At 69.8% G+C, this 25,405-nt stretch carries 26 protein-coding genes; 20 read left to right on the top strand and 6 right to left on the bottom strand.

All coding sequences use genetic code 11. From position 1 onward, the window contains the following. Positions 1-110 precede the first annotated feature (110 nt). The gene (locus tag ACFSJG_RS16865) at positions 111-1,160 is read left to right on the top strand and encodes a lipoate--protein ligase family protein (RefSeq protein WP_378486375.1); all 1,050 of its coding nucleotides are present in this window, start codon (positions 111-113) and stop codon (positions 1,158-1,160) included. A gap of 27 nt (positions 1,161-1,187) precedes the next feature. After that, positions 1,188-1,538 carry a hypothetical protein gene (locus ACFSJG_RS16860; RefSeq protein ID WP_378486374.1) on the top strand — a complete coding sequence of 117 codons (351 nt, stop codon included), beginning with the start codon at positions 1,188-1,190 and terminating at the stop codon, positions 1,536-1,538. Between the two features lie 3 nt (positions 1,539-1,541). Here ACFSJG_RS16860 and ACFSJG_RS16855 read toward each other — a convergent pair whose 3' ends face one another. Beyond that, a complete protein-coding gene (locus ACFSJG_RS16855) occupies positions 1,542-2,717 on the bottom strand; it encodes an MFS transporter (RefSeq protein ID WP_378486373.1) in 1,176 nt (391 codons plus the stop codon). Next, positions 2,714-3,286, bottom strand: coding sequence for a Chromate resistance protein ChrB (locus ACFSJG_RS16850; RefSeq protein WP_378486372.1), 573 nt, complete (start codon positions 3,284-3,286; stop codon positions 2,714-2,716). Before ACFSJG_RS16850 ends, ACFSJG_RS16855 begins: the two co-directional genes overlap by 4 nt. Before the next feature lie 288 nt (positions 3,287-3,574). On the opposite strand from ACFSJG_RS16850, the gene ACFSJG_RS16845 reads away from it, so the two are divergent. The 4 genes from ACFSJG_RS16845 to ACFSJG_RS16830 all read left to right on the top strand — a co-directional run bounded on the left by ACFSJG_RS16845 (position 3,575) and on the right by ACFSJG_RS16830 (position 7,468). Next, positions 3,575-3,886 (top strand): hypothetical protein, encoded by a 312-nt coding sequence (locus tag ACFSJG_RS16845; protein WP_378486371.1) that lies wholly within the window; start codon positions 3,575-3,577, stop codon positions 3,884-3,886. Between the two features lie 101 nt (positions 3,887-3,987). Continuing rightward, the gene (locus ACFSJG_RS16840; protein WP_378486370.1) at positions 3,988-5,646 is read left to right on the top strand and encodes an NAD(P)/FAD-dependent oxidoreductase; all 1,659 of its coding nucleotides are present in this window, start codon (positions 3,988-3,990) and stop codon (positions 5,644-5,646) included. After that, complete coding sequence (locus ACFSJG_RS16835; RefSeq protein ID WP_378486369.1) at positions 5,643-7,097, top strand: ATP-binding protein; 1,455 nt, start codon at positions 5,643-5,645, stop codon at positions 7,095-7,097. Before ACFSJG_RS16840 ends, ACFSJG_RS16835 begins: the two co-directional genes overlap by 4 nt. 23 nt (positions 7,098-7,120) lie before the next feature. Then, positions 7,121-7,468, top strand: coding sequence for a UBP-type zinc finger domain-containing protein (locus tag ACFSJG_RS16830; RefSeq protein WP_378486368.1), 348 nt, complete (start codon positions 7,121-7,123; stop codon positions 7,466-7,468). Here the strand turns inward: ACFSJG_RS16830 and ACFSJG_RS16825 are convergent. The 3 genes from ACFSJG_RS16825 to ACFSJG_RS16815 form a co-directional block, all read right to left on the bottom strand. Continuing rightward, positions 7,462-8,751, bottom strand: coding sequence for a hemolysin family protein (locus ACFSJG_RS16825; protein WP_378486367.1), 1,290 nt, complete (start codon positions 8,749-8,751; stop codon positions 7,462-7,464). The genes ACFSJG_RS16830 and ACFSJG_RS16825 overlap by 7 nt on opposite strands. Before the next feature lie 82 nt (positions 8,752-8,833). Continuing rightward, on the bottom strand, positions 8,834-9,850 hold the full coding sequence (locus tag ACFSJG_RS16820) for a hemolysin family protein (RefSeq protein WP_378486366.1): 1,017 nt from the start codon (positions 9,848-9,850) through the stop codon (positions 8,834-8,836). Next, positions 9,843-11,207, bottom strand: a complete 1,365-nt coding sequence (locus tag ACFSJG_RS16815; protein WP_378486365.1) for a hemolysin family protein — start codon at positions 11,205-11,207, stop codon at positions 9,843-9,845. Before ACFSJG_RS16815 ends, ACFSJG_RS16820 begins: the two co-directional genes overlap by 8 nt. Before the next feature lie 163 nt (positions 11,208-11,370). On the opposite strand from ACFSJG_RS16815, the gene ACFSJG_RS16810 reads away from it, so the two are divergent. The 7 genes from ACFSJG_RS16810 (at position 11,371) to ACFSJG_RS16780 (ending at position 16,421) form a co-directional block, all read left to right on the top strand. Beyond that, positions 11,371-11,700 carry an MmcQ/YjbR family DNA-binding protein gene (locus ACFSJG_RS16810; protein WP_378486364.1) on the top strand — a complete coding sequence of 110 codons (330 nt, stop codon included), beginning with the start codon at positions 11,371-11,373 and terminating at the stop codon, positions 11,698-11,700. Positions 11,701-11,743: 43 nt separating this feature from the next. Then, on the top strand, positions 11,744-12,427 hold the full coding sequence (gene rpe / locus ACFSJG_RS16805) for a ribulose-phosphate 3-epimerase (protein ID WP_378486363.1): 684 nt from the start codon (positions 11,744-11,746) through the stop codon (positions 12,425-12,427). A 2-nt stretch (positions 12,428-12,429) separates the two neighbouring features. Further along, positions 12,430-13,473 (top strand): bifunctional diaminohydroxyphosphoribosylaminopyrimidine deaminase/5-amino-6-(5-phosphoribosylamino)uracil reductase RibD, encoded by a 1,044-nt coding sequence (ribD, locus tag ACFSJG_RS16800; protein WP_378486362.1) that lies wholly within the window; start codon positions 12,430-12,432, stop codon positions 13,471-13,473. A gap of 26 nt (positions 13,474-13,499) precedes the next feature. Next, positions 13,500-14,135, top strand: a complete 636-nt coding sequence (locus tag ACFSJG_RS16795) for a riboflavin synthase (protein WP_378486361.1) — start codon at positions 13,500-13,502, stop codon at positions 14,133-14,135. Positions 14,136-14,240: 105 nt separating this feature from the next. After that, the gene (locus ACFSJG_RS16790; RefSeq protein WP_378486360.1) at positions 14,241-15,494 is read left to right on the top strand and encodes a bifunctional 3,4-dihydroxy-2-butanone-4-phosphate synthase/GTP cyclohydrolase II; all 1,254 of its coding nucleotides are present in this window, start codon (positions 14,241-14,243) and stop codon (positions 15,492-15,494) included. Beyond that, positions 15,491-15,976: a 6,7-dimethyl-8-ribityllumazine synthase gene (gene ribH / locus ACFSJG_RS16785; protein ID WP_378486359.1), complete on the top strand. Its 486-nt coding sequence runs from the start codon at positions 15,491-15,493 to the stop codon at positions 15,974-15,976. Before ACFSJG_RS16790 ends, ribH begins: the two co-directional genes overlap by 4 nt. Position 15,977: 1 nt before the next feature. Continuing rightward, positions 15,978-16,421 carry a PH domain-containing protein gene (locus ACFSJG_RS16780; protein ID WP_378486358.1) on the top strand — a complete coding sequence of 148 codons (444 nt, stop codon included), beginning with the start codon at positions 15,978-15,980 and terminating at the stop codon, positions 16,419-16,421. 10 nt (positions 16,422-16,431) lie between these two features. Here ACFSJG_RS16780 and ACFSJG_RS16775 read toward each other — a convergent pair whose 3' ends face one another. Further along, positions 16,432-17,238 (bottom strand): acyl-CoA thioesterase domain-containing protein, encoded by an 807-nt coding sequence (locus tag ACFSJG_RS16775; protein WP_378486357.1) that lies wholly within the window; start codon positions 17,236-17,238, stop codon positions 16,432-16,434. Between the two features lie 117 nt (positions 17,239-17,355). Here ACFSJG_RS16775 and uvrC point away from each other — a divergent pair, with 117 nt between their 5' ends. From uvrC to tpiA, 7 genes are all read left to right on the top strand, one after another. Next, the gene (uvrC, locus tag ACFSJG_RS16770; protein WP_378486356.1) at positions 17,356-19,422 is read left to right on the top strand and encodes an excinuclease ABC subunit UvrC; all 2,067 of its coding nucleotides are present in this window, start codon (positions 17,356-17,358) and stop codon (positions 19,420-19,422) included. Next, a complete protein-coding gene (gene rapZ / locus ACFSJG_RS16765) occupies positions 19,419-20,315 on the top strand; it encodes an RNase adapter RapZ (protein ID WP_378486355.1) in 897 nt (298 codons plus the stop codon). Before uvrC ends, rapZ begins: the two co-directional genes overlap by 4 nt. Positions 20,316-20,335: 20 nt before the next feature. Then, complete coding sequence (locus ACFSJG_RS16760; protein WP_378486354.1) at positions 20,336-21,361, top strand: gluconeogenesis factor YvcK family protein; 1,026 nt, start codon at positions 20,336-20,338, stop codon at positions 21,359-21,361. Beyond that, a complete protein-coding gene (gene whiA, locus ACFSJG_RS16755; protein ID WP_378486353.1) occupies positions 21,352-22,335 on the top strand; it encodes a DNA-binding protein WhiA in 984 nt (327 codons plus the stop codon). Before ACFSJG_RS16760 ends, whiA begins: the two co-directional genes overlap by 10 nt. Before the next feature lie 106 nt (positions 22,336-22,441). After that, positions 22,442-23,461 carry a type I glyceraldehyde-3-phosphate dehydrogenase gene (gene gap / locus ACFSJG_RS16750; protein WP_378486352.1) on the top strand — a complete coding sequence of 340 codons (1,020 nt, stop codon included), beginning with the start codon at positions 22,442-22,444 and terminating at the stop codon, positions 23,459-23,461. Between the two features lie 5 nt (positions 23,462-23,466). Beyond that, positions 23,467-24,681, top strand: coding sequence for a phosphoglycerate kinase (locus ACFSJG_RS16745; RefSeq protein WP_378486351.1), 1,215 nt, complete (start codon positions 23,467-23,469; stop codon positions 24,679-24,681). Further along, the coding region (gene tpiA / locus ACFSJG_RS16740; RefSeq protein WP_378486350.1) for a triose-phosphate isomerase at positions 24,671-25,405 on the top strand (735 nt) is incomplete at its 3' end. The genes ACFSJG_RS16745 and tpiA, both read left to right, overlap by 11 nt.

Here is a 25,405-nt window from a genome sequence, read left to right as displayed (position 1 = left end):
TTCGGTCGGCGTGAATCTGGACCATTGTCCAACTGTCGGCCCGTCCGTGTCGGCCGAACGCCACATGTTCATCCGACGGCCACCGGTCCGTCGCTCGATAGGCTGCGAGGATGCGCGGTGAGTACAAGGTTCCCGGTGGCAAGCTCGTGGTCGTCGACGTCGAGGTCGAGGACGGACACCTGACGCGGGTGTCGCTGTCCGGCGACTTCTTCCTCGAACCCGACGAGGCCCTCGACGACATCACCGCGGCCGTGACGGGGATGTCCACGAATTCCGATGCGGCGCAGCTGGGTCGGGCGATCGCGGACTCGCTCGACGACGACGTGTCCCTGATCGGGTTCACCCCCGAGTCCGTCGGCATCGCGATCCGGCGTGCCCTCGGTCACGCGACCGGCTGGTACGACCACACCTTCGACGTCATCGAGCCGGTGGTGCTCGACCCGGCGATGCACGTCGCGCTCGACGAGGTGATCACGCGGGAGGTCGCGTCCGGCGAACGAGGGCCGACCCTTCGCTTCTGGGACTGGGATTCACCGCTGGTGGTGATCGGCTCGTTCCAGTCGGTGCGCAACGAGGTCGACGTGGAGGCAGCCGCGCGGCACGGCATCGGCATCGTGCGGCGCATCTCCGGTGGCGGTGCGATGTTCATGGAACCGGGGAACTGCATCACCTACTCGCTGTCCGTCCCGACCTCCTTGGTCGACGGCTTGAGCTTCGAACGCTCCTACGAGTTCCTCGACCAGTGGGTGATGGGCGCGCTCGCCGACGTCGGGATCAAGGCGCGGTACGTGCCGATCAACGACATCGTCTCCGACCAGGGCAAGATCGGTGGCGCCGCGCAGAAGCGGTTCGCCGCGGGCGCGGTCCTGCATCACGTGACAATGTCCTACGACATCGACGCCGACAAGATGACCGAGGTGCTCCGGATCGGCCGGGAGAAGATCTCCGACAAGGGCATCACCAGTTCCGGTAAGCGCGTCGATCCGATGCGCTCGCAGACCGGCATGGCCCGGGGGGCCATCATCGGATCGTTCATAGCCCATTTCCGTGCCCGCTATGACACGCGTCCGGGTCGTTACACCGACGCCGAGCTTGCTGCCGCCCGTGACCTCGTCGAATCGAAGTTCAGCACCGAGGCGTGGACGCGTCGGGTGCCGTGACGCCTGCGGGTCGGCATACTCGGCGGCATGAGCCGATTCGCCAGGGGAGCCGCTGCATTCAACAAGGTCGCCGTGCCGATGCTCGGGTTGCCGCTGATCGGTCCGCTGCTGCGACGCGGCATCGTGGTGATCGCGTACACCGGACGGAAGTCGGGCAAGCAGTTCGAGCTGCCCGTGTTCTACCGCCGGCGCGGCGACGAGGTCCGGATCGACGTCGCGATGCCGGACCAGAAGAAGTGGTGGCAGAACTTCACCGGCGACGGCGGCCCGCTCGTGGTGCGGCTGCCCGACGGCGAGCGCAGCGGGCACGCCGTCACCCGACGGAACGAGTCGGGTGCGGTGTCGGTGACGGTCGCCCTGGATCCGGTCACGCCCTGACCGTCAGCGGGCGGAAGTCCGTGGTCTCCGCAGTCCGGCCGCGGCCGGCCAGGCCGCGGTGATCGCGGCGAGCACGCCGTAGCCCACGGTGAGGGTAGCCACCGCGGCGACGCCGCCCACCAGCAGCGGTCCGCCCGCGTCGCCGAGTTCGCGACCCAGTTCGGCCGCACCGAGGGTCTGCCCGATCCGTTCGGGCGGCGTCGACGACGCGAGTGCCGCGAACCCGACCGGGGTGATGACGCCGGTTCCGATGCCGATTCCCGCCGCCGCGAGGAGCACGCCGGCGATACCGGGGATCATCGCGCAGGCCAGTCCCGCGGCGGTGACGGCGAGCCCGACGGTCATCCCGAACCCGGCGGTGAACCGACCGGCGTCGAGCGCACGGCCGACTCGCGGCTGAACGACCGCGGCGACCGCTGCGAGCAGGGACACCGCTGCGCCGGTGACGACCGGCCCCAGACCGGCCGCGGCCCCGGACACCGGAAGGAATCCGACGCCGACCGACAGTGCCGCGGTGGACGCGGCCAGTGCAGCCGTCGGGCCGAGGAACGTGCGGTCACCGAGACGACGCGCGAGTCCGAGCAGCGTCTGCCGCGACTTGGGCAGCGGCGGTACCGACGGAACCGCCACCGCCGCCCACGCCGCGGTCACCGCCGCGACGACCGTCAGCACGACGAACAGCGCGGAAAGACCTCCGAGCCAGACGATCACACCGCCGAGCAACGGACCCGCCATGTAGCCGATGCTCTTGAAGAACCCGTAGCTGCCGAACGCGCGGCCGTGCGACGCGCTCGGGTTCAGTCGCGCGACGAGCGCACCCGCCGCGGGGGAGAAGGCGGACGCCGCGGCGCCCTGACCGAGGCGCGACACCCACAGCCACGCCGAGTCGTCCGCGAACACGAACAGCGCCGAGAACAGCGCGAATCCGACCAGCCCGCCGATCATCACCGATCGTGCTCCGATCCGGTCGGCGAGCGTGCCGAACACTGGTTTCAGAACGACCTCGGCGCCGTCGTACAACGCGAGGAGCAGTCCGAGGTAGAGCAGCGACGTGGCGAGGTCGCCTGCCTCGGACCCGAGCGACGCCGCGACGGCGTGTGCGCCGAAGGCGGTGGTGAAACCGGCCGCGTACAGCGGCCACAACTGCCGGGCCGGGGGTGCCGTGTCAGGGTTGGTCATGCGGATTCCTCCGGCCCCGCGCCGTGCAGGGCCGCGAAGACACGGTCGGTGTAGTCGTGCAGCCGGTCCGTGCAGGTGCGCAGTCGCTCGGTGGCGGCGCTCGCGCTCGGTGCTCCGAAGGCGTCCCGTGTCTTGATGTCGCGGTGCCAGCGCCGCAGCCGCTCCAGGCTCTGTTCCTCCTCGTCCAGTTCGGCCAGGGTGAACTTGGCCGAGGCGATCTCCCTGTCCAGTTCCGCCTCGTATTTGTCGCAGTCCGACAGGAACTCCGACCAGTCGTCCTCACGGGCCGCGGTGAACATGGCCTCGAACCGGGCGGCGTCCACGTCGGTGACGCCTGCGGCCCTGAGCGTGACGGTTTCGCCGTCGGCGCGGTCGGTCAGTTCCCGCGCGCGGGTGATCCCGGCGGCGAAGACCGGGAGGTCGGGGACCGCCCACACGCCCTGCCCGAGGGACAGTGCGCCGACCTTGCGCAGCTCCCGCCACACTGCGACGCGGTGGCGCGTCGGTTCCGCTGCGAGCCGGATCACCAGCACGGTCCAGTCGACATGAGGGGATGAATCTGTCGTCACTCCACGGAATGTAACACGCGTTACACACGTACGGTTCGGCTGGAACCCGATGTCGGTTGCCGGGAATACGGAGAAGTATGAGGCGTTTCACCCGGTACTGGGTTTCACGGATGCCGAGGGTGACGCCCCGGGTACCGGACCAGAGAGAGCCGAGTGCGGAACCGATGTGCTCCCGTCGGCCCTCGTATCCGACGCCTGCCGGAGGGCTGGGCGACACCTTCCGCTGCCGTCCCTCGATGACCGTTGCGTGCCGCGACCGGCCTTCCGCACCGGAAGGAAGGCACGATCATGACGTTGCCCGTCAGGCTCGCCCGGTTCCTCACCGTCGGGGCCGTCGCGGTGCCGATGCTGGCGCTCGCCCCGCTCACCGGGAGTTCGACTCCGTTGCCGAACGTCGCCGTGCCGGCGGCCGCGGTCGACGTCGTGCTCGACGACGACTCCGACGATGCGCGGGACCGCGACCGGGACCGGGACGCCGAGCAGCTCCGCAACGAACAACGACAGCAGCAGCTCGAACGCCGCCAGGACCGGTGCGAGGAGGCCGAGGTTCCCCTGCCGCCGATGTGCGTGATCCCACCGCCCGGTGGGTCGGTCGAGTGATCGTCGGCTCTCCTTGACCGCACCCACGGACGAGGCGCGCAACGTCGCAAACGTTGCGATACTCGATCCCGAGTGGATACCCGGTCCCGGATGGGAGAGCGATGGCACTGCCCGCAATCCTCAGTGTCGACGACGACCCGAACGTCTCGCGTGCCATCGTGCGCGACCTGCGGCGCCGCTACGGGGAGTCGTACCGGATCGTGCGGGCGCAATCCGGAGCGGATGCACTCGACGCGCTCAAGGACATGAAGCTGCGGGGCGACCCGGTGGCAGTGCTGCTCGCCGACTACCGCATGCCCGGGATGAGCGGCATCGAGTTCCTCGAAGAGGCCATGGATCTGCATCCCGCCGCCAAACGGGTGCTGCTCACGGCGTACGCCGACACGAACGCCGCCATCGACGCCATCAACGTCGTCGACCTCGACCACTACCTCCTCAAACCGTGGGATCCGCCGGAGGAGAAGCTGTACCCGGTCCTCGACGCGATGCTCGAGGCGTGGGCGACATCGGGCGACCGCCCCGTCACCGAGATCAGGGTCGTCGGGCATCGCTGGTCCGCGCGGTCGTCGGAGGTGCGGGAGTTCCTGGCGCGCAACCAGTGTCCCTACCGCTGGTACATGTCGGACGAACCCGAGGGCCAGCGATTGTTGGAGGCCGCGGGAGCCGACGGGATGCGGCTGCCGGTGGTCGTCACCAGCGACGGCCAGGCCCTCGTGGAGCCGACGGACTCGGAACTGGCCGACCGCGTGGGACTGTCGACCACACCGTGTGCCGACTTCTACGACATCGTCGTCATCGGTGGTGGGCCCGCCGGGCTCGGTGCCGCCGTTTACGGCGCCTCGGAGGGGCTGCGGACCGTGCTGATCGAGCGCACCGCCACCGGTGGGCAGGCGGGGCAGAGTTCCCGCATCGAGAACTACCTCGGGTTTCCCGACGGACTGTCCGGGGGTCAGCTCGCGGACCGAGCCCGGCGGCAGGCCGCGAAGTTCGGAGCCGAGATCGTCACCACCCGCGACGTGGTCGCGCTCGAGGTGAACGGATCCGCGCGCACGGTCCGGTTCGCCGACGGTGCCGCCCTGGACGCGCACACCGTCATCCTCGCGACAGGAGTGTCCTACCGGCAGTTGCCGGTGCCGGGAATCGACGACTTCACCGGTCGCGGCGTCTACTACGGTTCCGCCGTCACCGAAGCGGCGCGGTGCGCCGACGAGGACGTGTACATCGTCGGCGGCGCGAACTCGGCCGGTCAGGCGGCCGTCTACCTGGCGCGGAGCGCCCGCTCGGTCACCATCGTGGTGCGGGCCCGCTCGCTCGACGCGTCCATGTCGCACTACCTGATTCAGCAGATCGGCCGGAACCCGCGCATCGGCGTGCGGGTGTGCTCCGAGGTGATCGGGGTGGAGGGCGACGACCACTTGTCCCGGATCACGGTGCGGGACAACGTCACCGGGAACGCCGAGACCGTCGACGCGCAGTGGCTGTTCCTGTTCATCGGAGCCGCACCGCGCACCGACTGGCTCGACGGCGTGGTCGTCCGCGACGAACACGGGTACGTGCTGTCCGGTCCCGACCTCGTGGTGGAAGGACGACGACCCCACGGGTGGGACCTGGACCGGCCACCCCAGCACCTGGAGACGAGCGTCCCCGGCGTCTTTGCTGCCGGCGACGTCCGCGCCGACTCGGCGAAACGCGTCGCCTCCGCCGTCGGCGAGGGCGCGATGGCCGTCATGCTGGTACACCGATACCTGGCGCGCCAATGACCGCCTCCGACCCGGCGGTGCCGGACATCCCCGACTGCACGCCGACGCTGCTGCGTTCGCTGTTCCTCTTCGAGAAGCTCGACGACGACCAGATCGCCGAGCTGTGCCGGGTCGGCCGGATCGAGGTGATCGAACCGGGACTCGTCTACGCGGAGGGGGAGCCCGCGACGTGCTTCTACGTGCTGCTCGAGGGAACCGTCGTGCTGACGAAACTGTCGGGCAGTCACCAGGTGGAGACAGCGCGGACCGACCACCGCGGCGCGTACGCGGGTGCGTGGACCGCGTACATGGGGGACCGGGTGCCGCAGGTGTACGCAGGCTCGATGACTGTGCCGGACCGGGCCACGTTCTACGTGCTCGACGCGGGTGACTTCGCCCGGCTGATGGCCGACTGGTTCCCCATGGCACTGCACCTGCTGGAGGGGTTGTTCTTCGGCAATCGCAACGCCCGGGAGATCCTGGACCAGCGGGAACGACTGTTGGCCCTCGGCTCGCTGTCCGCGGGACTCACCCACGAGCTGAACAACCCGGCCGCGGCCGCGGTCCGCGCGACGTCCGAGCTCCGCGACCGGGTCGTCCACATGCGGCACAAGCTCGGGCTGATCGCGTCGGGGGCCTACGATCCCGCCGTTCTCCAGACGCTCATCCGCATCCAGGAGGAGGCGGTCGAACTCGTCGGGAAGGCGCCGACGCTGACTCCGATGGAGGAATCGGACCGAGAGGACGAACTGGGGGACTGGCTCGGCGACCACGGGATCGAGGGTGCGTGGACCTACGCGCCGACGTTCGTCCAGGCCGGGTTCGACGTCGCGTGGCTCGAGCGGGTCGCCGCGGCCGTCGACTCCACGATCCTCGCGAGCGCCGTGGGCTGGCTCGCCCACACGATCGAGACCGAACTGCTGATGCGGGAGATCACCGACTCCACCTCCCGGATCACCGCGCTCGTCGGCGCCGCGAAACAGTACTCCCAGCTGGACCGGGCGCCCGTTCAGGTCGCGGACGTCCACGACCTCCTCGACAGCACCCTCGTGATGCTGAGCGGCAAGATCGGCAAGGGCGTCGACGTGGACAAGGACTACGACCGGGCGTTGCCGGCGATTCCGGTGAACGCCGCCGAACTGAACCAGGTGTGGACCAACCTGATCGACAACGCGGTCGGTGCCATGCGCGGGACCGGAACGCTCACCGTGCGCACCCGGCGCGTCGGAGACGTCGTCGAAGTCGTCATAGGCGACACCGGTGAGGGGATCCCCGACGACGTGCGCGGACGCATCTTCGAACCGTTCTTCACCACCAAGTCGGTCGGGGAGGGGACGGGTCTCGGGCTGGACATCTCGTGGCGGATCGTCGACCGGCACGGCGGCGACATCGGAGTCGAGTCACGGCCCGGGAGAACCGAGTTCACGGTCCGGCTTCCGGTCGACGGATCCGAAGGGGAGTCGAATGAGTGAGGACGGATCCGAAGGAGGGTCGAATGAGTGAGATCGAGGGCATCGCACCGGAGGTGCTGCCGAGTGGTCCCGGCTGCGTGGACTGCGACGCAGTCGGCGGATGGTGGGTGCACCTGCGGCGCTGCGCGGAGTGCGGGCACGTCGGGTGCTGCGACTCCTCGCCCGCCCAGCACGCGACGGCGCACGCCATGACGACCGGGCATCCGATCGTGCAGAGCTACGAGCCCGGCGAGGACTGGTTCTGGAACTACCGCACCGAGCAGGCGTTCGCCGGACCCGATCTCGCCGAGCCGCGGCACCGCCCGGTGGACCAACCGTCACCCGGGCCGCGGGACCGCGTTCCGTCGGACTGGCGCAACCACATTCACTGACCGGGCTCGGCGGAGTCGGTTGCCGCGGTCTCCTCGGTGCGGGTGATCCGGAGCCACGCGATGCGATGTCCGGCGAGTTCGGTCACGGTGAGGACGTGGTCGCCGATCGGGACCTCGTCGCCGGGGCGGGCCAGTCGTTGCAGCCGGTGCAGGACGAATCCGGCCACGGTGTCGTACGGGCCGTGGGGAATCCGGACCCCCGTCTCCTTCTCGGCGTCGTCGACGAGCAACCGGCCGTCCACGAGGCGACCGTGCTGCGGCACCTGGTCGAACTCGTCGTCGATCTCGCCGACGACCTCCTCGACGAGGTCCTCCAGCGTCGCGATCCCGGCGGCCCCGCCGTACTCGTCGATGACCAGTACCAGCTGCGTGCTGTCCCGTCTCATCTCGGCCAGTGCAGCCAGCGCGGCTTTGCTGCCCGGGAACTGGGCGAGCGGGCGGCACAGGTCGCCCACCACCGCGTCGGGAGCGGCGCGGAGCAGGTCGCGCAGGTGCACGAACCCCAGCACGTCGTCGAGCGACCCACCGGCCACCACGGGGAAACGGCTGTGTCCCAGCTCGATTGCGCGGGGGAGTTCGTCGCGGACGCGGGCCGCCGCGTCCAGGTTGTCCACCTCGGTTCGGGGGCGCATCACCTCGGTGAGCGAACGCTGACCGGCGTCGAAGAGCTCCGACAGGACGTGACGTTGCTCCACGGGGATCCGGTCGTGGGCGACGAGCAGTTCCCGCAGTTCGTCGGGCGAGACGTCCTCGCCCTTCCTGGTCGGATCGCCGCCGAGCAGGCGGACGAGCAGGTCGGTCGAGATCGACAGCAACCAGATGACCGGCCGCATCAGGGCGGCGAAGCGGTCGAGGGGCGGGCCGGCCACCAGCGCGACACCCGTCGATCGTTGCAGCGCGATCCGTTTGGGCACCAGCTCGCCGAGAACGAGGGACAGGTAGGCGATGACGAGCGTCGTCCCGAACAGTGCGAGCCCGTCCGACAGGTGGTCGGGCACCCCGACCGCCTCCAACCCGGGTGCGAGATCCGGTGCGATGGTCGACGCGCCGTAGGCGGCCGAGAAGAACCCGGCGACCGTCACACCGATCTGTACCGCGGAGAGGAACCGGTTGGGGTCGCGGGCCAGCGCCGCGGTGCGGGCGCCCCGCCGACCCCTCCGCGACAGCCGGGAGATCTGGCTGTCGCGGAGGGAGACCAGAGCGATCTCGGTGGCCGCGAACACGCCACCGATCAGCACGAACACGACGACGAGCGCGATGTTCACGACGGTCGCGGCGTTCACGGCCGCGTCCCGGCGTCATCGCATCGTGCTCGGTCGTCCATGTCCTTCTCACCTCATCGGAGAGACACCGAAATCCCGGTCGTCACAACAGTGTCCCCGTCGCCGGGAGCAAGCGCGCGAGAACGTCGCCCAGCGTCACGAGGCCGACGAGACCGCCCGAGGAGTCCCGGACCACCGCGATGTGGCTGCGGGTCTCGCGCATCGTCGCCAGCGCCTCGTACACGGGTGCCGCGGCGTCGAGCGTGAGCAGGTCCCGCATCAGGGTGCGAGCAGTCGCGCCTGCCGGGGCTCCCAACGCGTCCCGGGCGTGCACGACACCGAGGATCTCGTCACCCGAGCGCACCAGCAGTCGCAGGTGGCCGCTCCGGTCGGAGGCGCCGCGGATCGCGTCGGCGTCGTCGTCAGGGCGGACACTGCTCGGGTCGGTGTTGGGGCGCACGATGTCGCCGACCGTCAGGGACTCCAGTTCGAGCGCACTGGTGAGATGCCCGTGGTAGCGCTCGTCGAGAGTGCCGACGGTGGCCGAGTGTTCGACCAGTTGCCGCAACGCCTGCGGATCCTGGCCCGATGCGACCTGGTCGACCGGCTCGACGCCGACCTTCACCAGGCACCAGTTCGCCATGCGGTTCAGTCGCGTGAGCAACGGCCGCGTCAGCCACATGAATCCGCGCATCGGCAGGGCCAGCAGCGTCGCGGACCGCTCCGGGTGCGCGATCGCCCACGACTTCGGCGCCATCTCGCCGACCACCAGGTGCAGGAAGGTGACGATGATCAGCGCGAGCACGAAGCCCGCGACGTCGGCCAGCCAGCTGGGCGCACCCCAGTCGGTGAACAGAGGTGTCAGCCAGTGGTGCACAGCCGGTTTCGTGATTGCACCCAGAGCCAGCGTGCACACGGTGATGCCCAGCTGGGATCCCGCGAGCAACACCGACAGCTCCGACGCGCTCCGCAGTGCGGCGCGCGCAGACGCGCTGTTCGGCGCGGCGTCCTCCAGTCGGTGTCGACGCGCCGCGATCAGCGCGAACTCGACCGCGACGAAGAATGCGCTCGCGGCGATCAGCGCCGCGGTGACGGCGAGGACGATCCACGGGTCACTCATCGGAGTCGTCCTTTCCGGTGCGGATCGTCACGAACAGTGACGACGGGACGTGGCGTGCGACTTCGCGCACCTCCACGTGCAGTTCCTCCGGTGGCCCGGGCTCGTCGGACACCAGGTCGGCCGGGTCGCCGGGGATCGAGACGTCCACGCTGTCACCGACCTTGGGGAATCCGCCGAATCGGTCGATCACCAGGCCGGCGAGGGTCTCGAAGTCCTCGTCCTCCGGCAGGTCCCGGTCGAGGACGCGGGACGCCTCGTCGACCGGCATGGCACCGGGCATCAGCCAGCCGCCGTCGACTTCGCGGGCAGCGTCCGCGTCACCGTCGGGGTCGTGCTCGTCGGCGATCTCGCCGACCAGTTCCTCGGCCATGTCCTCGATGGTGACGACACCGGCGAATCCGCCGTACTCGTCGATGACGAGAGCCATCTCGTCCTTGGCGGCGTTGATCTCCGCGAGGACCTCGGGCAGCGGCAGCGTCGTCGGGACGACCACCGCCTTCCGTGCGTGCTCGGCGGCGGTTCCGGTGGGTACGCCCAGCAGGTCGTGCAGGTGCACGACGCCGCGCAGGTCGTCGCTCGACGTGCCCACGACCGGGTACCGGGTGTGTCCGGAACCCATCCGTGCGAGCACGTCCTCGATCGGGTCGTCGGCGTGGACGACGTCCACCCGGGCACGGGGGATCATCGCGTGTTCCGCAGTGCGGGTGGGGAACTCGAGGATGCGGTCGAGCAGCGCCGACAGTTCGCGGGGCAGCTCACCCGCGTCGCGGGACTCGGCCACGATGTGCTCGAGATCGCGTGGGGTCGCCGAGTGCTCGACGTCGTGCACCGGTTCGATCCGCAACGCGCGCAGCAACAGGTTCGACGAGGCGTCGAACAGCGCGATCAGCCAGCCGAACAGCTTCAGGTAGAGCGTCGTGGACAGCGCGAGCCAGCGCGCCACGGGTTCCGGCCGGGCGATGGCCAGGTTCTTCGGGAACAACTCGCCGAACAGCATCTGCACGACCGTCGAGAAGGCGACGGCGACGATCGCGCCGATCGCGATGCCGACGCCGGTGGGGATTCCGACGCCGCCGAGGAGGTCGCCGAGTCCGCGCCCGATCAGTGGTTCGGCGACGTAACCGACGAGCAGGCCGGTCACGGTGATGCCGAGTTGGGCGCCGGACAGCATGAACGAGGTGCGGCGGGTGACGGTGAGGGCGCGGGCCGCGGCGGCATCGCCGGACTCGGCGCGGGCCTTGAGGCGGGAGCGGTCCACCGCCATGTAGGCGAACTCCTGCGCCACGAAGTAGCCGGTGAAGGCGGTGATCAACAGGACGACCAGCACACCGAGGAGGATGGTCAGGATTGTCAGCACGGGCACGCTCCCGAAGGGGGGTACTCAGTGCGGGGCGGGACGGGTCTTCGAGGTTTGCGCTTGGCGCGTCTCATGAACTCTCTCTGAGGTGAAGGGACGTGTCCCGATCCAGAATAGGACAAATCGTCGCCGGGTTGTCGGGGTGGCCGCGCATACTCGGGTCATGCGCACGTGGGAACAGGTCGTCGCGTTCGCCGTCGGACTTCCGGAGGTGGAGGAGTCCACCTGGTACCGGACGCCGGCACTGAAGGTGGCGGGCAAGGGCTTCGCGCGCCTGCGCGACGAGGCGGAGGGCGGGCTGGTGCTGATGTGCGGCCTCGACGAGAAGGCGGCGCTGCTCGCGTCCGGCGATCCGGCGTTCTACACGACGCCGCACTACGACGGATACGGCGCGATCCTCGTCGACCTCGGCCGGGTCGATCCGGCGCAGCTCGAGGAACTCGTCGAGGAGGCGTGGCGGCTTAAGGCTCCCGCCCGGCTCCGTCGGCGGTGAGGTCGTCGCAGAGTCGTTCGCGGACACACTAAACTCGGTCAGCGTGGCTCACCCGATGATCGCTCCGTCCATCCTCTCCGCCGATTTCGCCCGCCTCGCCGACGAAGCCGCCGCCGTCGCCGGATCCGACTGGCTGCACGTGGACGTCATGGACGCGCATTTCGTGCCGAATCTCACCCTGGGTCTGCCGGTGGTCGAGTCGCTGCTGAAGGCGACCGACATCCCGCTCGACTGCCATCTGATGATCGAGAACCCGGGACGATGGGCACCGCCGTACGCGGAGGCGGGTGCCCACAACGTCACCTTCCACGCGGAGGCCACCGACGACCCGGTCGCGGTCGCCCGCGACATCCGTGCCGCCGGCGCCAAGGCGGGCCTGTCGGTCAAGCCGGGCACCCCGATCGAGCCGTACCTGGAGATCCTCAAGGAGTTCGACACCCTGCTCGTGATGAGCGTCGAACCCGGCTTCGGTGGTCAGTCCTTCATGCCCGACGTCCTCGGAAAGGCCCGCGCCGTCCGTAAGCTCGTCGACTCCGGCGAGCTGACCCTGATCGTCGAGATCGACGGCGGCATCAACGCCGACACCGTCGAGGCCGCCGCCGAGGCGGGCGTGGACTGCTTCGTCGCGGGCTCCGCCGTCTACGGTGCGGCCGACCCCGGTGAGGCGGTGCGCAAGCTGCGCGCCCAGGCCGCGTCGGCCTCCCCGCACCTGACCCTGGCCGTCTAGTCGTGGCGCGGAGCGCGCGGCGTCCCGACGACGCCGCCGAGCAGGACCTCGCCGCCGTCGCCATCGCCAACGACGCCGCCGAACGTGTCCGGGGGACCACGAGCCCGAATCCGCCGGTCGGCGCTGTGATTCTCGACACCGACGGGCTCATCGCCGGCGTCGGCGCGACGAGTCCAGTCGGCGGGCCGCACGCGGAGATCATGGCGCTCGGCGTCGCAGGGGAGCGTGCGCGCGGCGGTACCGCCGTCGTCACGCTCGAACCGTGCAACCACACCGGCCGGACCGGGCCCTGCACCGAGGCGCTCGTCGAGGCCGGGGTGGCCCGCGTCGTCTACGCCGTCGACGACCCCAACCCGCAGGCGGCAGGCGGAGCACACGCGCTGCGGGCCGCCGGCGTCGAAGTGCAAGGCGGAGTGGGCGCCGACCTCGTCGAACGCACCACCCTGCGGGCCTGGCTGCACCGCCAGAGTGTCGGTCGTGCCCACGTGACCTGGAAGTTCGCCGCCTCGCTCGACGGTCGCAGCGCCGCAGCGGACGGCACCAGCCAGTGGATCACCGGACCCGAGGCGCGGGCCCTCGTGCACGCCCAGCGTGCTCGGCTCGACGCCATCGTCGTCGGCACCGGCACCGTCCTTGCGGACGATCCGTGGCTCACGGCACGCGAACCCGACGGCTCCCTCGCCGCGCGGCAGCCGCTGCGGGTCGTCGTCGGCGAGCGGGAGATCCCGGCGTCGTCGCGAGTGCTCGACGACGCCGCCGAGACCCTGATCCTGCGGACCCGCGACCCGCACGACGTGATCGCCGCGCTCGCCGACCGACCCGACGTACTGCTCGAGGGCGGGCCGCACCTCGCCGGTGCCTTCCTCGAGGCGGGATTGATCGACCGCGTCCAGGCGTTCCTCTCACCGGTACTGCTCGGTGCGGGTGCCGCGGCCGTGGAGGATGCTGGAGTCGGCACCATCGCCGAGGCGTTGCGATTCACCCGGGAGTCGGTCGAGGCGGTCGGACCGGACCTGTTGCTGACCCTGGTGCCCAACGGCGCATGAAACCCATCACACGAGGAGAGAACTGAGTGTTCACCGGCATCGTCGAAGAACTGGGCGAGATCGTCGCCAAGGAGGACCTGGCCGACGCGGCCCGCTTCACCGTTCGCGGACCGCTCGTCACCTCCGACGCCGGTCACGGTGACTCCATCGCCGTCAACGGCGTCTGCCTGACCGTCGTCGACGTGCTCGACGGGAACAGCTTCACGGCCGACGTGATGGCCGAGACGCTGAACCGGTCGAGCCTCGGCAACCTCGCCGTCGGCAGCAAGGTGAACCTCGAACGCGCCGCCGCGCTGAACAGCCGGCTCGGTGGGCACCTCGTCCAGGGGCACGTCGACGGCACCGGCACGATCGTCAGCCGCTCTCCGTCGGAGAACTGGGAGGTCGTCCGGATCTCGCTGCCCGACGCGATCTCGCGGTACGTGGTGGAGAAGGGATCGATCACCGTCGACGGTGTCTCGCTCACCGTCTCGGCGCTGGGAGCCGCAGACAGCGCCGAATCGGTCGGCACCGCCGACGCCGGTGAGTGGTTCGAGATCTCGCTGATCCCGACCACACTCGCGCTGACCGTCCTCGGCACCGCGACGCCGGGAACGCTGGTGAATCTCGAGGTGGACGTGATCGCGAAGTACGTCGAGCGCCTGCAGTCGGCGGGCAGGTAGGACACGTGGCGGCCTCACACGCGTGGGGCCGTACTGTTGAGGTGCATCCTGCGGGTGACCCGCCGGAGGTGCACGGAGCAAACGAAGAGTGATGGAGCGCAGGACGTGACCAGGTTCGACAGTATCGAGCGCGCAGTCGCCGACATGGCGGCAGGCAAGGCCGTCGTCGTCGTCGACGACGAGGATCGCGAGAACGAGGGCGACCTCATCTTCGCCGCGGAGAAGGCGACGCCGGAACTCGTGGCCTTCATGGTCCGGTACACCTCCGGCTACCTCTGTGTGCCGCTCGACGGCGAGGACTGCGACCGCCTCGGCCTGCCGCCGATGTACTCGTCCAACCAGGACAAGCACGGCACCGCGTATACGGTCACCGTCGACGCCAAGGAAGGCATCGGCACCGGCATCTCGGCCTCCGACCGCGCCGCCACGATGCGCCTGCTGGCCGACCCGACCACGGGTGCCTCCGACTTCACCCGGCCCGGACACGTCGTGCCGCTGCGCGCCAAGGAGGGCGGCGTCCTGCGCCGTCCCGGGCACACCGAGGCCGCCGTCGACCTCGCCCGCATGGCGGACCTGCGTCCCGCGGGCGTCATCTGCGAGATCGTCAGCCAGAAGGACGAGGGCCACATGGCCCAGACCGACGAGCTGCGCGTCTTCGCCGACGACCACAACCTGGCGATGATCTCGATCGCGGACCTCATCGCATGGCGCCGTAAGCACGAGAAGCACGTGGTGCGTATCGCCGAGGCGCGGATCCCCACCCCGCACGGCGAGTTCCGGGCTGTCGGATACCAGAGCATCTACGACGAGGTCGAGCACGTCGCCCTGGTCAAGGGCGACGTCGCCGGCCCCGACGGGGACGGCGGCGACGTCCTGGTGCGGGTGCACTCCGAATGTCTGACCGGCGACGTGTTCGGGTCGCTGCGCTGCGACTGCGGTCCGCAGCTCGACGCGGCACTGGAGATGGTCGCCGCCGAGGGCCGCGGCGTCGTCCTCTACATGCGCGGTCACGAGGGCCGCGGCATCGGCCTGATGCACAAGCTGCAGGCGTACCAGCTGCAGGACGCGGGCTCCGACACCGTCGACGCGAACCTCGAGCTCGGCCTGCCCGCCGACGCTCGCGACTACGGCATCGGTGCGCAGATCCTCGTCGACCTGGGCATCACCTCGATGCGCCTGCTGACCAACAACCCGGCCAAGCGGGTCGGTCTCGACGGGTACGGACTGCAGATCCTCGAGCGGGTCCCGATGCCGCTGCGCGCCAACGCCGAGAACCTGACCTACCTCCGGACCAAGCGGGACCGGATGGGCCACGACCTCGCCGGTCTCGACGACTACGAGAAGGGCGGAGCGCTGTGAGCGGCGAGGGACTTCCCGAACTGCAGCTCGGCCAGGCCAAGGACCTGAGCCTGGCCATCGTCGCCGGCTCGTGGCATCCCGAGATCTCCGAGGCGCTGATCGCCGGAGCGAAGCGGGTGGCCAAGCAGGCGCAGATCGAGGACGTGACGCTGGTTCGCGTCGCCGGGGCCATCGAGCTTCCCGTCGTCGCCCAGCAGCTCGCCCGGATGCACGACGCCGTCGTCGCTCTCGGTGTCGTGATCCGTGGCGGCACCCCGCACTTCGAGTACGTGTGCGACGCCGTCACCTACGGCCTCACCCGCGTCTCCCTCGACGAGGGCACCCCGGTCGCGAACGGCGTGCTCACCACCGACACCGAGCAGCAGGCCCGCGACCGGGCCGGACTGCCGGACTCGGTGGAGGACAAGGGCGGACAGGCCTGCGCCGCCGCCATCGACACCGCCGTCACCCTGAAGAACCTGCGCGAGCAGGCCGGGGCCTGACATGAGCGACTGGGATCTCGAAGTGCGTTCCCGCAAGTCTGCGCGTTACGCGATCGGCGTGGCGGCCGTGTGCGTGCTGATGTTCCTCGTGCTCGGGGTGCTGCTCCGGACGAGCGCGACGGGCGTGTACTTCCGTCTCGTGGACCAACTCGCCATGATCGGCATCGGCGTCGCACTCGCGTGCGGCGTCCTGCTGCTGGCCCGGCCGCGGCTGCGCGTCAACGCGGACGGTGTCCGGGTGCGCAATGCGTTCGGTGAGCGGACGGTGGACTGGGACCTCGTGCAGGGCCTGTCGTTCCCCGACGGTGCCGCGTGGGCGCGGATCGAGCTGCCCGACGACGAGTACATCCCGGTGATGGCGATCCAGTCGAACGACCGCGAGCACGCGGTGGCCGCGGTGCGGTCGTTCCGGGGTCTCGAGGCGAAGTACGCCGGACGGGCCTGACAGGCCGCGCTCAGCCCGGTGGGCGTGAGTAGTCGACGATCCGCTGCCCGTTGCCCAGGGCCGTCGTGAGGCCGGTGCCGAAGACGCCCGCGCGGTCGAACAGGGTGGTCGTGCCGACGGCGACACCGTCGGCGGCGACGTGGCGGTCCGCGACCACACCGATCTCCAGGCTCTCGGGCAGCCGTGCCAACGCGAGGGTCAGATCGGCGTTGATGTAGCCGACGCCGTCGGAACCCCAGTTGGTGAGCAGGCTGGTCAGTTCACCGACCATCGTCGTGTTGACGAACAGCGACGATTCCTCGCCAGTGACGATCGGGAACTGCCGCATCCACACCCGCTTGCGTTCGGCACCCTGGTGGTCGGACATGTGTGTCGTCCAGTCGTTGTCCTCGCCGCTGCTCCAGTGGGCCCGCCGCCGGTCACGCTCGGCCTCGTCGACCACCGGCGGGCGGGGCATCTCCGGGTTGGTCCAGTAGTCGCCCTGCGGCGCAGCGGACCGGCGCAGGAAGACGACGCGGGCCTGCGCCGACACCTCGCCGTCCTGCACGATCGCGGCGTCCGTGACCCGGATCCGGTTGCCGTCGCGCACCGGGGTCGTCTCGATCTGCAGGAGCGTGTTGCGGACCGGGCGGAACATGTCGACGGTGATGCGGGCCGGCACGAACTCCTCGTCGCCGGACCGAGCCTCGATCGCGCGGGCCAGTGCCCCGCAGACCGCGGGACCGGTCAGCATGTCGGGTGACCACGCACTGACCGCGAACCGGGTCGGCGCGAGCCCGGACCCCTGCTGCTCGAAGAACGCCGCCGGTGTGCTCATGGTGGTACCCCCGTCTGCGGCATCGGCGAGCCGCGCCGCCTCACGGTAGCGACGCCGTGAGGGGACCCGGATCCCGGGGCGGCCGGGACCGTCGGTGCGGGCGACTAGCCTGGAATCGTGCCCGATCCCGCCACCTACCGCCCCGCCACCGGAACGATTCCGACGGCACCCGGCGTCTACAAGTTCCGCGATCCACACGGTCGGGTGATCTACGTCGGGAAGGCGAAGAGTCTGCGCAGCAGGCTGAACTCCTACTTCGCCGACGTCGCGTCCCTGCATCCGAGGACACGACAGATGGTGACGACGGCGGCCGCCGTCGAGTGGACGGTGGTCGGGACCGAGGTCGAGGCGCTCCAGCTCGAGTACAACTGGATCAAGGAGTTCGACCCCCGCTTCAACGTCCGGTACCGGGACGACAAGACCTATCCAGTGCTCGCGGTGACCCTCGGGGAGGAGTACCCGCGACTGTTCGTGTACCGGGGCCCGCGGCGCAAGGGAGTGCGGTACTTCGGCCCGTACTCGCACGCGTGGGCGATCCGCGAAACCCTCGACCTGCTGCTGCGAGTGTTCCCTGCGCGCACTTGCTCCAGTGGAGTCTTCAAGCGGCACAACCAGATCGGTCGTCCCTGCCTGCTCGGCTACATCGACAAGTGCTCGGCGCCCTGCGTCGGCCGTGTCACCGCCGACGAGCACCGCCGGATCGTCGAGGACTTCTGCGACTTCCTCGCCGGCCGCACCGACAAGCTGGTCCGGGAGCTCGAGATCCGGATGCAGCGCGCCTCCGACGACCTGGACTTCGAAACCGCCGCCCGCCTGCGCGACGACCTCGGCGCGCTGCGCAAGGCTCTGGAGAAGCAGGCCGTGGTGCTCGGCGACGGCACCGACGCCGATGTCGTCGACTTCGCCGCCGACGAGCTGGAGATGTCCGTCCAGGTCTTCCACGTCCGCGGCGGCCGGGTCCGCGGCCAGCGCGGCTGGGTGGTCGAACTGTCCGGCGACCAGGACACCCCGGAACTGGTCGAGGAGTTCCTCACCCAGTTCTACGGCGAGCAGGCGGCGCTGACCGACCAGCCCGGACTGCAGGCCGACAAGGCGACGGTCGTTCCGCGTGAGGTACTGGTGCCGGTGCTGCCCCGCAACGTCGGTGAGATGCAGAACTGGCTCAGCGGGCTGCGCGGATCGGCGGTGTCCCTACGGGTACCGCAGCGCGGGGACAAGAAGGCCCTCGCCGAGACCGTGGAACGCAACGCGAAGGAGGCATTGGCCCAGCACAAGCTCAAGCGCGCAGGCGATCTGACGTCGCGCTCCGCGGCGCTGCAGGGCATCCAGGAGGCCCTCGAACTCGACGAGGCGCCGCTGCGCATCGAGTGCGTCGACATCAGTCACGTGCAGGGCACCGACGTCGTGGCCTCGCTCGTGGTGTTCGAGGACGGGCTACCGCGCAAGTCCGACTACCGGCACTACGCGATCCGCGAGGCGGCGGGGGACGGCAGGTCCGACGACGTCGCGTCCATCGCGGAGGTGACGCGGCGCCGGTTCCTGCGACACGTGCGGGACGCGGCAACAGATCCGGCGGACGAGGCGCTGGACCCGCAGACCGGACGACCGCGCCGGTTCGCCTACCCACCGAACCTGTACGTCGTCGACGGCGGGCAGCCCCAGGTCACCGCCGCGGCCGCGGTCCTCGACGAACTCGGCGTCACCGACGTCGCCGTCGTCGGTCTCGCGAAACGTCTCGAGGAGGTGTGGGTTCCCGGCGAGGACGACCCGGTGATCCTGCCCCGGACCAGCGAAGCGCTGTTCCTGCTGCAACGCGTGCGCGACGAGGCGCACCGCTTCGCGATCACGTTCCACCGCAGCAAACGCTCCCGCCGGATGACGGCATCGGCGCTCGACTCCGTGAAGGGGCTCGGCGAGCGGCGGCGAACCGCGCTTGTCACCCATTTCGGATCCGTCGCCAGGCTCAAGGAGGCGACGGTCGAGGAGATCACCGCCGTCCCCGGGGTCGGCGTCGCCACGGCGCGTGCCGTCCTCGCCGCGCTCGGCGGCGACGTCGTCGGGTCGGCGGAGGAAACCCCGGCGGCGGAACCCGGCGATTCGGTCCCGGTGAGGGATGATGATCCCGGGTCCGCGAACACGGGATCCGACGCGATCGTGGAGTCTGAAAGGGCGGGTGTCGAGTGACGGAAGACGTGGCCGAGCGGCCGGACATCGACGTTGCCCTGGTCACCGGGCTCTCCGGAGCCGGACTGAGCACCGCAGCCAAGGTGCTCGAGGACATGGGCTGGTACGTCGCCGACAACCTTCCCCCAGAGCTGATCACGCGCATGGTCGACCTCGGCCGGTCGCCGTCGTCGCGGATTCCGAAACTTGCCGTGGTGATCGACGTGCGCAGCCGCAGGTTCACCGGCGAGCTGGGGTCGGTCGTGAAGGAGGTCGCGGCGAGCGCCACCCGCACGCGCGTGCTGTTCCTCGAGGCGAGCGACCCGGTGCTGGTGCGCAGGTTCGAGCAGAACCGGCGCAGCCACCCGCTGCAGAGCGAGGGCAGCGACGGAACCCTGAGCGAGGGCATCGCGGCGGAACGGGCGCGGCTGGCGCCGGTCCGCGCCGACGCCGACCTCGTCATCGACACCTCGGCGCTCTCGGTGCACGAACTGCGGCATCGGGTGGAGGCCGCGTTCGGTGGCGGCCACGTCCCGTCGGTCGCGGTCACCGTCGAATCGTTCGGCTTCAAGTACGGGCTACCGATGGACGCCGATCTCGTGTGCGACGTACGGTTTCTGCCTAACCCACACTGGATCCCCGAACTGCGCGAGCACACGGGACGCGAGGACGCCGTCCGTGACTACGTCCTCGAACAGGACGGCGCGCAGGACTATCTCGAGACCTATCACCACATCGTCGACCTCACCACCACCGGTTATCGCAGGGAGGGCAAGCGCTACATGACGATCGCGGTCGGTTGCACCGGCGGCAAACACCGCAGTGTCGCGATGACGGAGGCACTGGCGTCCCGGCTCGCCGCAGATACGGGCATCACCGTCAAGGTCGTACACCGTGACCTGGGGCGCGAGTGACAGAGCGGTCCGGATCAGGCATGACAGACGGTGAGGCGCCGGGACCGGCGATCGTCGCACTCGGCGGCGGGCACGGGTTGTACGCGACACTGCGTGCCGCCCGGCGGCTCAGCAGCGACGTGACCGCGGTCGTGACCGTCGCGGACGACGGCGGCTCCTCGGGGAGGCTGCGCTCCGAACTCGGGCTCATCCCGCCCGGCGACCTGCGCATGGCGCTGGCCGCGCTGGCGTCGGAGGACCCCGACGTCGCGACGTGGACGGACACACTCCAGCACCGCTTCGGGGGAACCGGCGCGCTGGCCGGGCACTCGGTCGGCAATCTCATCATCGCCGGCCTGACCGAGGTGCTCGGCGACACCGTCAGCGCCCTCGACGAGGTCGCGAGAATCCTCCGCGTCCGCGGTCGTGTGCTGCCGATGTCCCCGATTCCGCTGGCGATCGAGGCCGATGTGGTCGGTCTCGAGTCCGATCCACGGGTGAGCCGGACGATCCGCGGGCAGGTGGCGGTCGCCACCACGCCGGGGCAGGTGCGGCGGGTCCGGCTGTTGCCGCCCGATCCGCCCGCGACGCCCGCCGCGGTCGCCGCCATCGAGCGTGCCGACCTGGTGATCCTCGGGCCGGGTTCCTGGTTCACGAGCGTGATTCCGCATGTCGTCGTCCCGGAGCTGTCGGCGGCGCTCGAGCAGACCGCCGCTCGTAAGGCCCTGATCCTCAATCTCGCGGCGGAACCGGGGGAGACCGCCGGGTTCTCCGCCGAGCGGCACCTCCACGTTCTCGCGCAGCACGCGCCGGACCTGCGGGTCGACGACGTCCTCGTCGACTCGATGTCGGTACCGGCGGGCAGCGAGCGCGACCACCTGTGCCGGGCCGCGGCACGACTGGGCGCCGTCGTCGGGTACGCCGACGTCGCCCGCAACGGGACCGCGACGCACCATCCGGGGAAGCTCGCCGCGGCACTCGACCAGATTCTGTCCACTGCACTGCTGCGGGGGAATCGCGAACCGCAGGCGTCACATACGGGAAGGGAGCCCACTTCGTGGCAATGACAGCGGAGGTCAAGGACGAGCTGAGCCGGCTCGTGGTGACCCAGGTTTCCGCACGCCGGGCGGAGGTGTCGTCGCTGCTGCGGTTCGCCGGCGGCCTCCACATCGTGGCCGGCCGGGTGGTCGTGGAGGCCGAGGTCGATCTCGGTTCGACCGCGCGGCGGCTGCGCGGCGAGATCCACGACCTGTACGGGTACGCGGCCGACGTCCACGTCCTCGGGGCGGGCGGGTTGCGCAAGAGCGCTCGGTACATCGTCCGGGTGAGCAAGGACGGCGAAGCGCTCGCGCGTCAAACCGGGCTCCTCGACATGCGGGGCCGTCCGGTCCGGGGACTGCCGGCGCAGGTCGTCGGTGGCAGTGTCGTCGACTCGGAGGCCGCGTGGCGTGGCGCGTTCCTCGCACACGGTTCGCTCACCGAGCCCGGGCGGTCGTCGGCGCTGGAGATCAGCTGCCCCGGTCCGGAGGCGGCGCTCGCACTGGTCGGCGCAGCGCGCCGGCTCGGTGTCGCGGCGAAGGCGCGGGAGGTTCGCGGCGCCGACCGTGTCGTCGTGCGCGACGGCGAGGCCATCGGCGCCCTGCTGACCCGGATGGGTGCGCAGGACACGAGGCTGACCTGGGAGGAACGTCGCATGCGCCGCGAGGTGCGGGCGACGGCGAATCGGCTCGCGAACTTCGACGACGCCAATCTGCGACGGTCCGCTCGGGCCGCGGTCGCGGCGGCGGCGCGGGTGGAGCGCGCACTCGACATCCTCGGCGAGGACGTCCCCGACCATCTCGCCGCGGCGGGCAGCCTGCGGGTACAGCATCGGCAGGCCTCGCTCGAGGAACTCGGCCAACTGGCAGATCCACCGATGACGAAGGATGCTGTAGCGGGACGCATCCGGCGCCTGCTGTCCATGGCGGATCGCAAAGCCAAGGAGACCGGGATTCCGGACACAGAGTCCGCAGTGACCGCGGAGCTGCTCGACGAGGCGTAGCGACGCGGAGCCGACGCTCGGTACCGAGGCGCTGCGAAGCGGAACGAACCCTCGGAACCGTGCATCGACTGGAACATCACAGGAGAACTGCCAGAGGGGAGTCACAGTGACAGTCCGGGTTGGCGTGAACGGCTTCGGCCGTATTGGACGCAATTTCTTCCGAGCCGTCGACGCGCAGAAAGCGCTCGGCACCACCGACATCGAGATCGTGGCAGTCAACGACCTCACCGACAACGCGACCCTCGCTCACCTGCTGAAATACGACTCCATCCTCGGTCGCCTGCCGCACGACGTCTCGCTCGACGGCGAGGACACGATCGTGGTCGGCAGCACCCCGATCAAGGCCCTGTCCCTGCGGGAGGGTCCGTCGGCGCTGCCCTGGGGCGATCTGGGCGTCGACGTCGTCGTCGAATCCACCGGCATCTTCACCGACGCCACCAAGGCGAAGGGGCACATCGACGCCGGGGCCAAGAAGGTCGTCATCTCGGCGCCGGCCAAGGGGGAGGACATCACCATCGTGATGGGTGTCAACGACGACAAGTACGACGGCAGCCAGAACATCATCTCGAACGCCTCGTGCACCACGAACTGCCTCGGCCCGGTCGCGAAGGTCCTCGACGAGGAGTTCGGCATCGCCCGGGGACTGATGACCACGGTCCACGCCTACACCCAGGACCAGAACCTGCAGGACGGCCCCCACCGGGATCTGCGTCGCGCCCGCGCCGCCGCACTCAACGTCGTCCCGACCAGTACAGGTGCCGCGAAGGCGATCGGCCTCGTGCTTCCCCAGTTGGCGGGCAGGCTCGACGGCTACGCGCTGCGGGTCCCGATCCCCACGGGATCGGCCACCGACCTCACCGTGAACCTGACGAAGCCGGCCTCCGCCCAGGAGATCAACGCCGCGATGAAGGCCGCCTCGGAGGGGCCACTGAAGGGCATCCTGAAGTACACCGAGGACCAGATCGTATCCTCGGACATTGTCACCGACCCCCACTCGTCGATCTTCGATGCAGGGTTGACCAAGGTCATCGAGGACCAGGCCAAGATCGTCGCCTGGTACGACAACGAGTGGGGGTACTCGAACCGTCTCGTCGACCTCATCGGTCTCGTTGGAAAGGCCCTCTGATCACAGTGACAGTCAAGACTCTGAAGGATCTGCTGGACGAGGGGGTCGCCGGCCGCAGCGTGCTGGTCCGCTCCGACCTCAACGTTCCGCTCGACGGTGACACGATCACCGACCCGGGCCGGATCCTGGCGTCCGCGCCGACGATCTCCGCACTCGCCGAGGCGGGTGCGAAGGTCATCGTGATGGCGCATCTCGGCCGGCCGAAGGGCACGCCCGACCCGGCACTGTCCCTGGCGCCGGTGGCGGCGAAGCTGAGCGAGGTGCTGGGCCGCAACGTCCAGCTCGCAGGCGACGTGGTGGGCCAGGACGCACTCGCACGGGCCGAGGGGCTCACCGACGGTGACGTGATGCTGTTGGAGAACATCCGCTTCGATCCGCGGGAGACGAGCAAGGACGACGCGGAGCGGCTGGCACTGGCCAAGGCGCTCGTGGAGCTGACGGACATGGGCGGTGCGTTCGTCTCCGACGGATTCGGTGTCGTGCACCGCAAGCAGGCGTCGGTCTACGACGTGGCGACGTTGCTGCCGCACTACGCGGGCACCCTCGTCGCGGCCGAGGTGGAGGTGCTGCAGAAGCTGACCACGGACGAGGAGCGTCCGTACGCGGTGGTGCTCGGTGGCTCGAAGGTCTCGGACAAGCTCGCCGTGATCGAGGCGCTGGCCGACAAGGCCGACACGCTCGTCATCGGTGGCGGCATGTACTACACCTTCCTTGCCGCGCAGGGCGTCTCGGTCGGCAACTCGCTGTGCGAGGAGTCGATGATCGACACCTGCAAGGAGCTCCTCGAGCGCTACGCGGACGTCATCCACATCCCGCAGGACGTCGTGATCGCCGACTCGTTCTCCGCGGACGCGGAGGCACGGACGGTCTCCGTCCTGGACATTCCGGACGGCTGGATGGGCCTGGACATCGGCCCGGAGTCGGTGGAGCGCTTCGCGGCGATCCTGTCGAACTCCAAGACCGTGTTCTGGAACGGTCCGATGGGCGTGTTCGAGTTCCCGAAGTTCGCCGCAGGCACGAAGGGTGTCGCCGAGGCGATCGTCGAGGCCACCGGCAAGGGCGCGTTCAGCGTCGTGGGCGGCGGCGACTCCGCGGCCGCGGTGCGGCTGCTGGGTCTGCCGGAGGACGGCTTCTCGCACATCTCCACCGGCGGCGGAGCCTCGCTCGAGTACCTCGAGGGCAAGACCCTGCCGGGTCTGGAGGTGCTCGATGGCGCGTAAGCCGTTGATCGCAGGCAACTGGAAGATGAACCTCAACCACCTCGAGGCCATCGCACTGGTGCAGAAGATTGCGTTCTCCCTGCCGGAGAAGTACTTCGACAAGGTCGACGTGACGGTGATCCCGCCGTTCACCGACATCCGCTCGGTGCAGACCATCGTCGAGGGCGACAAGCTGCTGCTCACCTACGGTGCGCAGGACGTCTCGCAGCACGCGTCGGGCGCGTACACCGGCGAGGTCAGCGCCGCGATGCTGGCCAAGCTCGGCTGCACCTACGTCGTCGTCGGGCACTCGGAACGTCGTCAATACCACGGCGAGACCGACGAGATCGTGCTCGCCAAGACGAAGGCGGCACTCGGGGCCGGTGTCACACCGATCGTCTGCATCGGCGAGGGCCTCGACATCCGTGAGGCCGGGAACCATGTCGAGTACAACGTGACCCAGCTGAAGGGCTCGCTCGCGGGACTGTCCGCCGATCAGATCGGCAAGGTCGTCATCGCGTACGAGCCGGTGTGGGCCATCGGTACCGGCAAGGTCGCCTCGGCCGCCGATGCGCAGGAGGTGTGCGCCGCGGTGCGGGCCACCCTCGCCGAGCTGGCGTCCCCGGAGGTCGCCGCGGACGTCCGCGTGCTCTACGGCGGTTCGGTCAACGCCAAGAACGTCGGCGAGCTGGTCGCTCAGGCCGATGTCGACGGTGGACTGGTCGGCGGAGCGTCGCTCAAGGCC

Origin of the sequence: Rhodococcus gannanensis (assembly GCF_042681175.1) — a bacterium.
Lineage (GTDB): Bacteria > Actinomycetota > Actinomycetes > Mycobacteriales > Mycobacteriaceae > Rhodococcus_G > Rhodococcus_G gannanensis.
The sequence above is the reverse complement of the archived record's forward strand: the minus strand, read 5'-3'. Positions and strand labels throughout refer to the sequence as shown.